Genomic DNA, 13,782 nt, shown 5'->3' with positions numbered 1-13,782 from the left:
GATCGCCCCGCGAGGCGAGACCCTATCCGGCATGCGTGGGGCACGGGGCCGGACGACGGCGCGGCCGGCCCCATTCGGCGAAGAAGGGACGATGGCCGGGGCCCCGGCGGACGAGCCCCTGACGGAACCGATCCCTCCGGGCCGCCTCTCAGTTCGGGCGATAGGTCAGGTCGTAGCTCGATGTCACGGTCACGAACATCGTCTCGCCGTTGCCGCCCCGGCTCTGGACGTTGCTCGCGACCCTCACGTTCTGCAAGCGGCAGTCGGTCTTGAAGACCTGCCGGAGATTGTCGCATTCCCTGGCGGCGGCCTGATAGAGCGCCACGCGGGCGGCTTCGATCTGCTTGATCCGATCCTCGGCATCGGCACCCGCCGCGCGCGGCACGTTGAGGCTTATCGAACTCTCCACCCGGAGCGGGGCGATCCGCGCGGGAGCCGGGATTTCGGAGCCGGCGGGCGGTCGAAACCCGTCGGCCTGCGCCCATGCGGCGGCAGACGGGACCGAACCCGCCAGACCTGCGACAAGGCTTGCGATCAGCACCCGGTTGAATCTCATGAGCGTCGGCGTCTCCCGTGACGGGGGCAGGATCGGATCTATCCGTGTCGATCCTCGCAACGCAATCCGGCGCCTTTTACGCAGTCCCGCCGTTCAGCCGCCCTGGCCGTCCTCGACCTCGATGCCGTGCTCGGCCAGCACCCAGAAGATCGCCTCGAGATCCTCCGCCGACACGTCGCGGGGGGGCAGCGCCTCCTCGAGGTCGTCATAGGTCAGCGAGCGCCTGCTCTGGGCCTCGGCCTTGGCGAGAAGGGCGTCGATGGCGCGGCGGATATCGGCCGGCAGGCTCGCATGGGTCGGCAGGCGATAGGTGTAGGCCGGGCGCAGCGCATCGGCCAGCAGGCCGTCGATGACGGCCTGGCGGCGCGCATGCGCGTCGTCGCGCTTTCCCGTCTCTCTCTTGCCCGAGTCGCCCTTGCCCATGAGCCTGATATGGCTCGGCCATTCGCCACGTCGAGCCCCCGATCGGGCGCTTGTCCCTCGGCCGTCAGGCCGGCCGCCTCGGAGCGGACGGGACCTTCATCGTCACCAGTTCCTCGCTCGCCGTCGGATGCACCGCGACGGTGCGGTCGAAATCGGCCTTGGTGGCGCCCATGGTCACGGCGATGCCGGCGGCCTGGATGATCTCGCCGGCATCGTGGCCGACGACATGGACGCCGACCACCCGGTTGCCGGCGCGCTCGACCACGATCTTCATCAGGGTCCGTTCCTCGCGGCCCGAGAGCGTCGCCTTCATCGGCCGGAAGCTCGCCTTGTAGACGTCGATCTCGCCGAACGCCTTCCAGGCACTGTCCTCGTCATGGCCGACGACGCCGATCTCCGGCGTCGAGAACACGGCGGTGGGGATCAGGCCGTGGTCGACGCTGGTCGGCTTGTCCCCGAACACGGTGTCGGCGAAGGCGTGGCCCTCGCGGATGGCGATCGGCGTGAGGTTCGCGCGGTTGGTGACGTCGCCCACCGCGTAGATCGAGGGCACGCTCGTCTTCGAGAAGACGTCGACCGGGATCGCGCCGGCCGGGTCGACGGCGATGCCGACCGTGTCCAGGCCGAGCCCGGCGGTGTTCGGCCGCCGGCCGGTGGCGACCAGCACCTGATCCACCTCGATCGCGCCGCCGTCGTCGAGATGGGCGAGGATGCCGCCCTCCCCCCGCTCCAGGCGCGTGAGATGGCGGCCGAGGCGCAGGTCCATGCGGTGCGCGTAGGCCGCGTCGAGGGCGTCGCGCACGTCCTCGTCGAAGCCGCGCAGCAGCTTGTCGCCCCGGTGGACCAGCGTGGTGCGGCTGCCGAGATTGGCGAAGACCCCGGCGAACTCGACGGCGATGTAGCCGCCGCCGACGACGAGGATGCGCTTCGGCTGCTCTTCGAGCTCGAACACCTCGTTCGAGGTGATGGCGAGCTCGGCGCCCGGAACGACGGGCTGGTGGACCGGGGTGGCGCCGGTCGCCACCAGGATCACGCGGGCGCTCACCCGCGTCCCATCCGCGAGCCGGACCGCGTGCGGCCCGTCGATCACGGCGCGCTGCGGCACGATCTCGACGCCGGAGCGCCTGAGATTGGCGTCGTAGAGCCCTTCGAGCCGCGCCACCTCGGCGTCGCGGCGGCTCTTGAGCACCGACCAATCGAAGCGCGGCGCGCCGACCTCCCAGCCGAAGCCGGCGGCGTCCTCGAACTCCTCGGCGAAGCGGCCGGCATAGACCATCAGCTTCTTCGGCACGCAGCCCCGGATCACGCAAGTGCCGCCGACCCGGTATTCCTCGGCGAGCCGCACGCGGGCGCCGTAGCTGGCGGCGATGCGCGCCGCGCGCACCCCGCCCGAGCCGCCGCCGATGACGAAGAGGTCGACGTCGTAGGGCTCGCTCATCGGATGGTCCCGTCCTCGGAAACGCGCGGGAGGCCCTCCCGCAGCCAGGAGATGGCAGCGCCGAGCCCCGCCGTCCACCAGGCCTGCCATGCGCCGTGCTCGACGAAGGCCACCGCCGCCGCCGCCGCGACCAGCGCGAGCGCCGTCGCGCGGGCGCCGGGCGGCCATCCGGCGAGCGCGCGCAGGGCCAGCATCAGCACCAGCGCCGCGAGCATGGCGCCGGGCAGGCCGAGCTCGGCCCAGACCTGGAGGAAGCTGTTATGCGGGTGGCCGACGGCGAGAAGATCGCGCATCTCCGATTCCAGCCGCTGCGCCACGGGGGCCTCGGCGAAGCGCGCGGATATTCCGTAGCCGGCTCCACGCCAGGGATCGGCGGCCACCGCCGCGCCGAAGCTGCGGGCGATGGCGACGCGGGCACGGGAGGAGGACTGCACCAGCCGTTCATGCGCGGCCTCCGGCATGAAGCGCTGCAACAGGTCGCCCTCCACGGGCGCGAGCGCGACGCAGAGCCCCAGCCCCAGCCCCACGAGCCCGATCGAGAGCCGCCTCGGCAGGACACGGGCGAGCGCGAAGACCGCGAGCCCCGCGACGAGCCCCATCTTCGCGGCGCCGCTGACGGACACCATGATCGCGACCAGGGACGCGACGAGGACCGCCGTCCCCGCGACAGGGCGGCTTTTGGCGAAGGCGGCGAAGGCGAGGGGGCCGGCGAGGACCAGCAGCGTCAGGACCGGGCGGTTGAAGACGAACTCGGCCACCCGCATCCCGAGGGCCTTCTGCACGGGCAGGCCGCCCAGCATCCCGAAGGCCACGTAGAGCGCGGCCAGAGCCGTGCAGAGGGCGGCGGCGGGAACGGCGAAGGACGGCAGGCGCCCCGGCGCGAGACGGGCGAGGAGATAGGCGGCGAGCAGCGTCGGCGTGAATTCCCCGGCGCTGCGCAGCGAGACGGCCGGGAACGGGCTCCAGGCGAAGGAGATCAGGCACCAGCCGAGGAAGGCCAGGACGGCGAGCCCGAGGGGCGTCGTCAGGGGTCGGCGCAAGGCCGCCAGCGTCGCGCGCCGGTCCTCGACCAGCCCGGCGGCCAGGAACGCCAGCGCCGCCAGCCCGACCACGAGGGGGCTGGAGCGGTTCGCCAGCGCCATCGCCAGCGGCAGGGCCGCGAGCAGCGCCGCCCCGCAGGCGCTCAGGCGCGCGGATGCGCTCACGCTCGCGCTCCCGAAGGCGTCGGAGCTCCTACTGCATCTGGTGGCCGCGCTTGCTCATCTCGGCGCGCACGCGGACCATGGCGTATTCGGAGACCTCCTGGGTCCAGGTCTGCATGGCCTGCACCATCTGGTCGAGGACCTGCGGCTGGGTCGCGACGTAGCGCTTGCCCGATGGCGAGCGGAAGAAGGCGGCGATGTCCGAAAGCTCCGCCTCGCTGAGCTGGTTGGCGTAGATGCGCGCGGCGGTATCGATCATCCGCTGCTTCTGGAGCTCCATCTCCGGCTGGAGGCCCTTGAGCACCGCGTCGAGATCGTCGGTCAGCTCCGGCCGCGTCACCGCCTGCTGGCGGATCTGCTGGTCGAAGGTCGGCAGGATCGAATCGAAGGAGCGGGCGAGGCCGGAGCCGAGCATGACCTCCTTGGCCAGCGCGAGGTGGTTGGCGCTGAGTTGCGGGGTGACGGCGGCAGGCGTCGGAGCCGCGGGCTTCGCGGGCGCGGCGGCCTTGGGGGCGGCACCCGGCTTGGCAGTCTCGGCAAGCGCAGCGGGAGCGCCGGCGAGAAGGCCCGCCAGGGTGGCGGCGAGGAGGCGGCGGCGGGACATGACGGATACTCCGGACGGTCTAGGGCAGTTTGTTTCGTCGGCTAGATATCGGAGAGGTCGCCGAGCACGCTGACCTCAGCGGTCCCGCCGACATCGGCGGCCAGGATCGCGGCGGCGGCGATGCCGAGGAACAGGCCGTGCTCGACGACGCCCGGCACCGCCCAGAGCGCGGCGGACAGCCCTTCGGGATCGGGGATGCGCCCGAGCCGGGCATCGAGGATGCGGTGGCCGCCGTCTGTGGCGAGCGGCGCGCCCTGCGCGTCGAGCCGCAGGCGCAGCGTGCCCGTGCAGCCCGCCCGGATGATCGCCAGCTCCACCGCGCGCTGGGTCGCGACGAGCCCGAACGGGTTGACCTCGATCGGCAGCGGGAAGGCGCCGAGGGTCTCGACGCGCTTGGCCGCGTCCGCGATCACCACCATGCGGCGGCTCGCGCAGGCGACGATCTTCTCCCGCAGCAGGGCGGCGCCCCCGCCCTTGATGAGGCGCAGTTGCGGATCGACCTCGTCGGCCCCATCGATGGTGAGGTCCAGCTCGGGCAGCTCGTCGAGGGTCGCGAGCCGGATGCCGGCGCGGGTGGCGGCGGCGAAGGTCGCCTCCGAGGTCGGCACGCCGACCACGTCGAGGCCGCCGCGCACGCGCTCGCCGAGAAGCTCCACGAAGACCGCGGCGGTGCTGCCGGTGCCGAGGCCGAGGCGCATGCCCGGCCGGACGAGATCGAGGGCGCGCGCGGCGCAGGCGCGGCGGAGGTCCGGCCCGCTCATCGCGCCGTCTCGGGGCTCGGTGTCGTCGTCGCTGTCACGGGGGCGGCTCCCTGGCTGAGCGGGCGAGGCCCTAGCACGAGGGCCGCGCCTGGCAAAAGCGGTTTGGCGGCGTTACGGGCGCGCGCCCTGCGCGGGTGTCGCGCTCGGCACCGGACGGCCGGGCGAGGGCGCGGCGGGCGCCTCGGCCGAGGACGGGTTCGCCTGGGGCGTGCAGACGACCACCTCCTCCTTCACCTGCACGTAGCAGATGCTCATCTCGCCGGTGCGGTAGTTGACGCGGAAGACCCCCGCCTCGCGGGTGTGCCGGGAGGCGACGAGGCCGTATTCGGAGGGCGTCTGCGCGCCCGCCCCCTCGCCGGAGCCGAAGCAGAGGGTCTGGCCGATGCCGCCGCTCTCGCGCAGGCCGTACTGGCAGGACGTCACCTCGCCCGTCACCTTGTCGACCCGGTAGACCCGGTTCAGGTCGATCTGCGGGGCCGGCACGAACTCGTAGGACGCGGCGAGCACGGGTGTCGCGACGAGCGCCGCGAGGATCGACGGGACGATGCGCATGGGGGGTCTCGAAGGGTCGGGCGCCTGCTCTGGCCAGGATTTCGGGCATCTCTGGGGCGCCGGGCCGCGCGCCGACGCCCGGCGACGCCGCCGCCTGTTGCCCGGCACGTCCCTCCCGCGTAGCACGGCGGCGACCGCCGCAAAGGATGCCGCATGACGAGCCTGCCCCCCATCGCCGTGTTCGACCTCGACGGAACCCTGGCCGAGACGGCGGGCGATCTCGTCGGCACGCTCAACGTCCTGCTGGCGCGCGAGACCCTGCCGACGCTGCCCCTGGCGGAGGCGCGCGACATGATCGGCGCTGGCGCCAAGGCCCTGATCCAGCGCGGATTCGCGGCGGCCGGCGAGCCCCTGCCGGCGGACAAGCTCGACACCCTGTTCCACGACTTCCTGGAGCATTACGGCGCGCATCTGTGCGACCATTCCCACCTCTATCCCGGCGTGGTCGAGGCGCTGGATGCCTTGACGGCACGGGGCTTCGCGCTGGCGGTCTGCACGAACAAGATCGAGGCCCACGCGGTCGAGCTGCTGGGTGCGCTCGGGATCGCGAACAGATTCGCGGCGATCTGCGGCCGCGAGACCTTCCCCTATTTCAAGCCCGATCCGCGCCACATCACGCTCACCGTGGAGCGCGCCGGGGGCGATCCCGCCCGCGCCGTGATGGTGGGGGATTCGCGCGCCGACATCGAGGCGGCGAAAGCGGCGGGTATCCCGGTCGTCGGCGTGACCTTCGGCTACACGGACCTGCCGGTGGCCGAACTCGGCGCCGACCGGGTGATCTCGCATTACGACGCCCTGGCGGAAGCCGTGCGCGAGCTCGTCCCGGCGGCCTGAGCCGCCGGGGGCCGGGTCAGGAGGCGGGAGCGGCCGCTCGCGGCGCCTCCAGGTAATCCGAGGGCGCCTTCACGTCGCCCCGCCGCAGCAGCGTGTAGAGGAAGGGCACGAAGAGCAGCGTCGAGGGCGTGCCGAACGCGATGCCGCCCATCACCGCGCGGGCGAGCGCCGCGTTCTGCTCGCCGCCCTCCCCCGTGCCGAGCGCCATCGGGATCAGGCCGAGGAACATGGCGCCGGCCGTCATCAGCACCGGGCGCAGCCGGGTGTCGCCGGCGAGGATCGCGGCCTCCATCGCCGAGCATCCCGTCGCCTCGCGGTGCTCGCGGGCGAAGGTGACGAGCAGGATCGAGTTGGCGCTGGCGATGCCCACCGACATGATCGCCCCGAACAGCGAGGGGATCGAGAAGGTCGTGCCGGTGACGAACAGGCTCGCCACGATCCCGCAGAAGGCGAGCGGCAAGGCGGCCAGCACCACGAAGGGGTCGCCCCAGCTCTGATAGTTCACCGCCATCAGCAGGTAGACGGCGACCAGCGCGATGGCGAGGCCGACGCCGAGCCTGAGGAACGCCGAATCCATGTTCTCGATCTGGCCGCGGATGGTGATCCTGTCGGGCGCGGGCAGTTTGGTCTGCTCCTCGGCGACGATCCTGCGGAGTTCCCTGGCCACCGAGCCGAGATCGGAATCCTGCACGGCGGCGTAGACGTTGAAGGTCGGCGAAGTGTTGACGTGGTTGATGACCGTCTGCCCGCCCTCGCGCCGCAGGGTCGAGACGCTGGAGAGGAGGGTCAGCACGCCGGGCCGGTCGGCATTGGCCTGCACGAAGAGCGGCGTGTTCTGGAGGGCGGTGAGCGAGTCGTTGCGGTATTCCGGCGTCTGCACCCAGAGCTGGTAGGGGATACCGGTCTTCGGGTCCGACCAGAAGTTCGGCGTCACCTGGAATGAGCCCGACAGCGAGACGTTGAGCCCGTTGGCGACCTGCTGCTGCGTCAGCCCGAGCTCGGAGGCGAGGCGCCGGTCCACGTCCACGAAGAACTGCGGCGTGTTCACGATCTGGTGGAGATGCACGTCCACCGCGCCGCGCACGTCCTTCACCCGCTGGACGATGCGCTGGGCCACCTCGAGGTCCTTGGCGGTGTTGCGGCCCGAGACCTGGATGTCGATCTGCGCCAGCGTGCCGAAATTGAGGATCTGGGTGATGATGTCGGAGGGCTGGAAGTAGACGGTGAGGTCGGGGAAGCGCTCGTGGAGGACCTCCCGCAGACGCTTGGTGTAGACCGCGACGTCGCCATGCTCCTCCTTGAGGTTGATGAGCATCTGGCCGTCGTTGTAGGCGACGAACGAGCCGTCCGAGAAGGCGAAATTGTAGTTGTTCGAGGGCAGGCCGAGATTGCTCAGCACCTGATCGATCTCGTGCTCGGGGATCACCTCGCGCACCGTCGTCTCGACCTCGGCGAAGACCTGATCCGCCGTCTCGATGCGCATGCCCGGCCGGGTGCGCAGATGCATGGTGATCTGGCCCGAGGCGACCTGCGGGAAGTAGTCCTGCCCGACGAAGCCGAACAGCACCGCCGTCCCCGCGAAGACGACCCCGACGAAGGCGAGCGTGCGCAGGCGCGCCCGCACGACCACATGCAGCAGGCCGACATAGCTACGGTGGAACCGCGCGAAACGCGCCTCGAATCCCCGGCGGAAATTGCCGGCGAGGCGGAAGACGGGCCGCGTCAGGGGGCCGAACGCGCGGGCGATGCGTCCCCGGCGGGCCGGCTCGGGAGGCGTCTCCCCGTGATGCTCGGCGTATTCCTTCGCGACGAGCACGTCGATCAGCACCGGCACCAGGGTGCGCGAGAGGACGTAGGAGGTCAGCATCGCGAACACCACCGCCAGCGCCTGCGGCGTGAACAGGTATTTCGGCGTGTCGGTGAGCGCGAAGACCGAGGTGAAGGCGGCGCAGATCGAGAGCGTCGAGATCAGCGTCGGCTTGGCGATGCTGGCCGCCCCCTCCACCACCGACTCGCGGAAGGGCCGGCCCTCCTCGAACAGCCGGTAGGTGTTCTCGATCGCCACCGTGGCGTCGTCCACGAGGATGCCGACGGCGAGCGCCAGCCCGCCCAGCGTCATCACGTTGATGGTCTGGCCCATCGCCGCGAGCAGGCTCAGCGAGGTCAGGATCGAGAGCGGGATCGAGATCAGCACGATGATCGTCGACCGCCAGGAGCCGAGGAAGAGCAGGATGGTCAGGCCGGTGAGGCAGGCCGCGATCGCCGCCTCGTGCACCACCCCCTCGATCGCCGCCGAGACGAAGACCGACTGGTCGAAGAGCGGCTTGAGGGTCATGCCCTCGGGAGCGGCGGCGCGGATGTCGGGGAGCGCCTTCTTGACGTTGTTGACCACGTCCAGCGTCGAGGCGGTGCCGTTCTTGAGCACACGCATCAGCACGGAGGGCAGGCCGTCGGTACGCACGATGTTGACCTGTGGCGGGCCGCCGTCGCGCACATGGGCCACGTCGCGCACCAGCACGGGCTGGCGGTCGACCACCTTGATCGGGATCTCGTTCAGCGCCGCGATGGCCTCCGGCGTGGCGTTGAGGCGGATCGGGTATTGCTGCTCGCCGATCTTGGCGAGCCCCGAGGGCACCGTGAGGTTCTGGGCCGTCATCGCGTTGGTGACGTCAAGCGGCGTCAGCCCCAGGGCCTGGAGCGCCTGGAGGTCGAGATCGACCATGATCTGGCGCGGCGCGCCGCCGAAGGGAGAGGGCAGCGTCGAGCCGGGCACCTGCGTCAGGCGCTGGCGGATGCGGTACTGCGCGTAGTCGTAGACCGTGGTCAGGCTGTCCTTGGCCGAGGCCAGCGAGAGCTGGATCACCGGCACCGACGAGGCCGAGAAGCGCAGGATCACCGGCGGCTGCACGCCCGGCGGCATGGTCGCGCGGATGGAGTTCGTGGACGAGACCACCTGCGCGATGGCGAGGTCGATGGAGACGCTCGGGTCGAAATAGACCTTCATCACCGAGGTGCCCTGGAGGCTGGTCGATTCCATCCGGGCGATGTTGTTGACGTTGTTCGAGATTCCGTACTCGGAATAGGTCGTGATCCGCGCCTCCATCTCCGGCGCGGAGAGCCCGTTATAGGTCCAGACGATCACCACCACCGGGATGTCGACGGTGGGCAGCACGTCCTTGGGCGCGACGACGATCGCGGCGCCGCCGCCGAGCATCATCAGCACGGCGAGCACGTAGACGGTGATGCGGAACTTCAGCGCGTACTGGACGAGGCCCATGCGGTCTCCGCGGTCCCGGCATCCGCGGAACCTTCGCATCGTCGATGCGTCCGCGCACCGAGCCAGCGGATTGTTGCCACAGGATGTCTCGACGCGGGAGCGGGCGGTGCATGGACGCCGCAGGGGACGGCCGGAACGCCTTCGTTGACCCGACCGCACGGCGCGCATATCGTTACATGTAACGACGCGAACAGAAGGAGGGCGCCGTGCCGACGCCGCTCAGCGAACGGGTCCGCAAGCGTCGCGCGGCATTGCGCGCATCGGGCCTGAGACCTCTTCAGATCTGGATCCCCGATACGCGCCATCCGGGCTTCGCGCAGGAATGCGCCCGTCAGGCGGCGCTGACGGCGGAGGCCGATGCCGACGACGACGGCCTTCGGGACTTCCTGGACGCCGCCCTGAGCGATCTGGATCACCCCGAGGCATGAGGCGCGGCGATCTCGTCACCGTCGCCATGGCCGGTGATTTCGGGAAGCCGCGTCCAGCGCTCGTCATCCAGTCGGATCGGTTCGCGGGCACCGCGACGGTCACGGTGCTGCTGATCTCTGGCACGCTGATCGACGCCCCGCTGATACGCGTGACGGTCCAGCCCGCGCCGGGCAACGGCTTTCGCAAGCCCTCCCAGATCATGGTCGACAAGGCCATGACCGTGAGGCGCGAGAAGCTCGGCGCTCCCTTCGGACGCCTCGACGACGCCGCGATGGTCACGGTCAACCGCGCGCTGGCGCTGCTCTTCGGCTTCGCCTGATCTCCGCTCCCCGGACCGGAGACGGCCCGACCTGACGAACGCCTACAGTCTTTCCCCCTCGGATCGCGGCGCATCCTCTGGCGCCTCGGGCTTCGGCTTGTCCTTGCCCTTGTCCTTCCCCGGCAGCGGCGGGCAGATGCCCCTCAGCGCCGTCCAGTCGGCATCGCTCAGGATGCGGCGCCCGGCCGCGTCCGGGCCCGCGAGCGCCCGGATCGCGGCGGCGCGCTCGCGGGTGAAGGGGTGGCTGCGCAGAAAGGCGCCGGTCTCGCTGCCGTCCTTGGCGATCCGCTCCAGAATCGAGGCCAGCGCCGCGCCGTCGCCGCCGGCCCGGTTCATCATGGCCACGGAATAGGCGTCGGCCGCCCGCTCCGCGTCGCGGCTGTAGCCGGCGGCCAGCGCCGCCTGCCCCACCGCGACGATGACGGTGGAGCCGGTGAGGTCGCCGAGGACCAGGCTGAGCAGGAAGGACGAGCCCGAGGTCTGGATCAGCGCCCGCGTCGGATCGCGCGCAGCGGCATGGCCGAACTCGTGCGCCAGCACCCCGGCGAACTCGTCGGGGGTGCGCGCCTTGGCGATGATGTCGGAGAGCACCACGATCCGCGCCCCCGGCAGGGTCAGCGCGTTGGCCTTGGCGTGCCGGCGCACCACCACGCTCAGTCCGGGGGGCAGCGCCTGTCCCGCCGTCATGCGCGCCACGAGGGCGTCGAGCACCGCCTGGCCGGCGGGCTCCGCGCAGAGCGGCGGATCGCCGAGGATGCGCACCACCTGCCCGTCGACGGCCTCGCCGAGCTTCGCCTCCACCGGCGCGGGCACCAGCGGCGCGATGAGCGCGGCGAGCAGCGGCATGCCGTAGACCGCCGCCGCCAGCACCGAGAGACCGGCGGCGACGGACCACCCCACGATCCGCAGGGTCCCGTGGGTGCCGTCCTCCGCCTTGCGCAGGTCCGGGCAGCGGGTCGGCAGCACGGCGGCGAGCGTCGCGTCCTCGAACTCGACCCGCGCGAGACTGCCCACCACGCCGATCCGCATGAGCGGCGGCAGGGTCTCGGAGGCGCGGATGTCGATCGGGTTCCAGTCGTGGAAGATGCCGGCGCCCGAGATCACCAGCCTGTCGCCGAGCCTCAGGGTGACGGGATGCGGGCGGGCGCTGACGCCATCGAAATACGAGCCGGCGGCGACGATCTCCTGCGCCACCGTCAGAACCCGATCTCGAGGGCGCCGCCGACATCCAGCGCATCGGCGAGACCCTCGTTGAGGCCGCTGCCGGGGCCCCGGCTCGAGGCGAGGATCTCGTTCAGGGCGCCGGCATCCTCGATGACGGTGGATGTCGCCACCGCCGCCCAGAGCCGGGCCTGGATGATGCGGATATAGAGCACCGCGAAGAGCAGGGCGCCGCCCAGATAGGCGACGAAGACGCCAAGCGCGAGAAATCCATGGAAGACGCTGGCGCCGTTCCCGCCCCCCATCCCGGTGGCGACGAGGGCGAGCAGCAGCCCGACGACGCCGAGCATGGCGATGAAGCCGAGGATCGAGAGGAAGTAGAGGATATAGGGCCAGTAGAACTGCCGCGCCTTCAGGGTCGAGCTCAGGCGCACCGGCCCAAGGCTCGCCGCCGCCATGAAGACGCGCGTCTCGCGCGCCCGGTAGAACGGCACCAGCAGCGCGGCGACGGCGGCCCCGATCGGCAGGACGAAGCCCGCGACGACGATCGCCGTCGCCACCGCCGTACCGGCATAGGCGGGGTTCATCGTGAGCTGGCTCGCCTTGCCGCCGGCCTTCGGCACGAACAGGTCGGTCGGGATGCTGAACTTCGTCGCCACGAGGAAGAAGGCGAGGCACGCCACCACGGGCAGCAGCGTCACGGCGTAGAACAGGAGCCAGTAGGGCAGGATCGCGGTGCCCGTCGCGGAGGACGACATCCGGCTGGTGCCGATCAGGGTGTGGCCGATGCGGTAGCGCTCCAGGCTGGCGCGCATGAAGGGGAAGGCGAGGCCCAGCGTCAGCACCGTCAGCAGCGACCAGCCGGCGGCGAGCCCCGCATAGGTCCAGGCCGAGCCGTCCTGGCCGAGCCTTATGCCCCGCCAGAGGGTGCGCCCGGCCCGGTAGCGGCGCCCGCGATAGACCGCGAACTGGCCGAGCAGGAACAGCACCGCGAAGGAGATGACGCCGCCGAAGGGCGCGAGTTTCGGGCTCAACAGCGATACCGCGAAGATCGCGATGTAGATCGGCACCAGGATCGCCAGCGCGACGAGGAAGCCGAGGAACAGCTCCTTGCCGGTGCCGGTATACTCGCCGGGGCTGCCGTCGACGGTGGTGCGGCTCCAGAAGAAGCGCCGCAGGTTGGTGATGTACCAGAAGCGGTAGATCCCGAAGGTGACGAGCGAGAGCAGGAAGCCCTTCACCGCGATGCCGGTGAGGCCCGCGAGCGTCCTGTCGAAGGCGATCACGCCCGTGCGGCCCCCTGGCTGGGCCGTGTCGCCGGATAAGGAATTCATGCCGCACCCCCGCATCTTTCGGGGACACTAATCCGCGATTCCCCGGCGCGGCCAGCCCAAAGCGGCACGCATGGCGGCCGGCGCATGCGCGGCGTGCGGCCCGTCACGCACCGGCGGAGAAGGGCGGGCTCAGCGCAGCAGAGCCCCCTTGTCGACCTTGAGGGCCGCCGCGATCTCGTCGAGCGCCTTGTGCTCGACCTCGCTGATGCCGCCGAAATCGGCGACGTCCGCCGCGATCAGGAAGATGTCCTGCCGCTGGCTGAGGGACCGGTCCGCCACGCCCTCGCAGAAGCGCAGGTTCTCGACCCGCCCGGCGCGGGTCTTGGCGCGGGCGATGCCCTCGTAGAGCTCCTGCTCGATGCGCAGGGTGTCGTAGGATTTCTGGAGGATCGGGTTGGCGCGCATGCCGGCGATCGCCGCCTCGATCTCTTCCTCGTCGACCTCGCCATCCGCCAGGATCACGTTCGCGGCGGCAGAGACCGAAGCCTCCAGGAAGACCGCGTCGCCCGCGTAGGACATGATGGTGCGGCCGAACCGAAGGATCGCGTCCTGAAAGATGCTCATGCCCACCTCCCGTATGGCGGAGGAGTGGCACGGATCGCCACGGTCAAGTCAAGAGCCGGCGCGCCGCCGCCGGCCCGCATCCTCAGGCGATGCGGGCGGAGCGCTCAGCAGCAGCGGAAGCCGCTGGTGTTGCCGACGCCGAAACGGGCGTTCTCCCGGTTGCGGAAGAACTCCAGCTCCGTCATCGGCGCCTTGTCCGGGTGGGTCTTGCGGACATGGGCGGCGTAGGCCTCGTAGTCCCCCTGCCCGACCATGAGCCGCGCGCCGTCGCAGACGCATTTCGAGAACGCCTTCAGCCGGTCCCGGAAGTCCTGCGGCGACGCCATGG

Annotated in this window: 15 protein-coding genes; 3 read left to right on the top strand and 12 right to left on the bottom strand. The window is 71.0% G+C overall.

Annotation, left to right across the window (positions count from 1 at the left end; translation table 11 throughout):
• Positions 1 to 148: 148 nt before the first annotated feature.
• The 7 genes from ACP56T_RS05395 to ACP56T_RS05365 form a co-directional block, all read right to left on the bottom strand.
• Positions 149 to 409: a hypothetical protein gene (locus ACP56T_RS05395; protein ID WP_430911094.1), complete on the bottom strand. Its 261-nt coding sequence runs from the start codon at positions 407 to 409 to the stop codon at positions 149 to 151.
• A 240-nt stretch (positions 410 to 649) separates the two neighbouring features.
• The gene (locus ACP56T_RS05390) at positions 650 to 979 is read right to left on the bottom strand and encodes an RNA polymerase sigma factor region1.1 domain-containing protein (protein WP_430911093.1); all 330 of its coding nucleotides are present in this window, start codon (positions 977 to 979) and stop codon (positions 650 to 652) included.
• A gap of 64 nt (positions 980 to 1,043) precedes the next feature.
• Positions 1,044 to 2,417: a glutathione-disulfide reductase gene (gor, locus tag ACP56T_RS05385; RefSeq protein WP_430911092.1), complete on the bottom strand. Its 1,374-nt coding sequence runs from the start codon at positions 2,415 to 2,417 to the stop codon at positions 1,044 to 1,046.
• Positions 2,414 to 3,622: an O-antigen ligase family protein gene (locus tag ACP56T_RS05380; protein WP_430911091.1), complete on the bottom strand. Its 1,209-nt coding sequence runs from the start codon at positions 3,620 to 3,622 to the stop codon at positions 2,414 to 2,416. Before ACP56T_RS05380 ends, gor begins: the two co-directional genes overlap by 4 nt.
• A gap of 28 nt (positions 3,623 to 3,650) precedes the next feature.
• Positions 3,651 to 4,223, bottom strand: a complete 573-nt coding sequence (locus tag ACP56T_RS05375; RefSeq protein ID WP_430911090.1) for a DUF2059 domain-containing protein — start codon at positions 4,221 to 4,223, stop codon at positions 3,651 to 3,653.
• A 41-nt stretch (positions 4,224 to 4,264) separates the two neighbouring features.
• Positions 4,265 to 4,984, bottom strand: coding sequence for a ribose-5-phosphate isomerase RpiA (gene rpiA / locus ACP56T_RS05370; RefSeq protein WP_430911089.1), 720 nt, complete (start codon positions 4,982 to 4,984; stop codon positions 4,265 to 4,267).
• 111 nt (positions 4,985 to 5,095) lie between these two features.
• Positions 5,096 to 5,536 (bottom strand): hypothetical protein, encoded by a 441-nt coding sequence (locus tag ACP56T_RS05365; protein ID WP_430911088.1) that lies wholly within the window; start codon positions 5,534 to 5,536, stop codon positions 5,096 to 5,098.
• Between the two features lie 153 nt (positions 5,537 to 5,689).
• Here ACP56T_RS05365 and gph point away from each other — a divergent pair, with 153 nt between their 5' ends.
• Positions 5,690 to 6,370, top strand: a complete 681-nt coding sequence (gene gph, locus ACP56T_RS05360) for a phosphoglycolate phosphatase (protein ID WP_430911087.1) — start codon at positions 5,690 to 5,692, stop codon at positions 6,368 to 6,370.
• 16 nt (positions 6,371 to 6,386) lie between these two features.
• On the opposite strand, the gene ACP56T_RS05355 is transcribed toward gph, so the two are convergent.
• The gene (locus ACP56T_RS05355) at positions 6,387 to 9,647 is read right to left on the bottom strand and encodes an efflux RND transporter permease subunit (protein ID WP_430911086.1); all 3,261 of its coding nucleotides are present in this window, start codon (positions 9,645 to 9,647) and stop codon (positions 6,387 to 6,389) included.
• Positions 9,648 to 9,853: 206 nt separating this feature from the next.
• On the opposite strand from ACP56T_RS05355, the gene ACP56T_RS05350 reads away from it, so the two are divergent.
• Both ACP56T_RS05350 and ACP56T_RS05345 read left to right on the top strand, forming a co-directional pair.
• Positions 9,854 to 10,075: an antitoxin MazE family protein gene (locus ACP56T_RS05350; protein ID WP_430911085.1), complete on the top strand. Its 222-nt coding sequence runs from the start codon at positions 9,854 to 9,856 to the stop codon at positions 10,073 to 10,075.
• Complete coding sequence (locus ACP56T_RS05345) at positions 10,072 to 10,395, top strand: type II toxin-antitoxin system PemK/MazF family toxin (RefSeq protein WP_430911084.1); 324 nt, start codon at positions 10,072 to 10,074, stop codon at positions 10,393 to 10,395. The genes ACP56T_RS05350 and ACP56T_RS05345 overlap by 4 nt, the downstream gene beginning before the upstream one ends.
• A gap of 42 nt (positions 10,396 to 10,437) precedes the next feature.
• On the opposite strand, the gene ACP56T_RS05340 is transcribed toward ACP56T_RS05345, so the two are convergent.
• From ACP56T_RS05340 to ACP56T_RS05325, 4 genes are all read right to left on the bottom strand, one after another.
• Complete coding sequence (locus ACP56T_RS05340; RefSeq protein ID WP_430911083.1) at positions 10,438 to 11,589, bottom strand: M48 family metallopeptidase; 1,152 nt, start codon at positions 11,587 to 11,589, stop codon at positions 10,438 to 10,440.
• A gap of 2 nt (positions 11,590 to 11,591) precedes the next feature.
• The gene (locus tag ACP56T_RS05335) at positions 11,592 to 12,890 is read right to left on the bottom strand and encodes a DUF898 family protein (RefSeq protein ID WP_430911082.1); all 1,299 of its coding nucleotides are present in this window, start codon (positions 12,888 to 12,890) and stop codon (positions 11,592 to 11,594) included.
• A gap of 129 nt (positions 12,891 to 13,019) precedes the next feature.
• A complete protein-coding gene (locus tag ACP56T_RS05330; protein ID WP_430911081.1) occupies positions 13,020 to 13,454 on the bottom strand; it encodes a tellurite resistance TerB family protein in 435 nt (144 codons plus the stop codon).
• A 104-nt stretch (positions 13,455 to 13,558) separates the two neighbouring features.
• Complete coding sequence (locus tag ACP56T_RS05325; RefSeq protein ID WP_430911080.1) at positions 13,559 to 13,780, bottom strand: YbdD/YjiX family protein; 222 nt, start codon at positions 13,778 to 13,780, stop codon at positions 13,559 to 13,561.
• Between the last annotated feature and the right edge of the window lie 2 nt (positions 13,781 to 13,782).

The sequence above is a fragment of the Methylobacterium endophyticum genome (assembly GCF_050591105.1).
Taxonomy (GTDB): Bacteria; Pseudomonadota; Alphaproteobacteria; order Rhizobiales; family Beijerinckiaceae; genus Methylobacterium.
The sequence above is the reverse complement of the archived record's forward strand: the minus strand, read 5'-3'. Positions and strand labels throughout refer to the sequence as shown.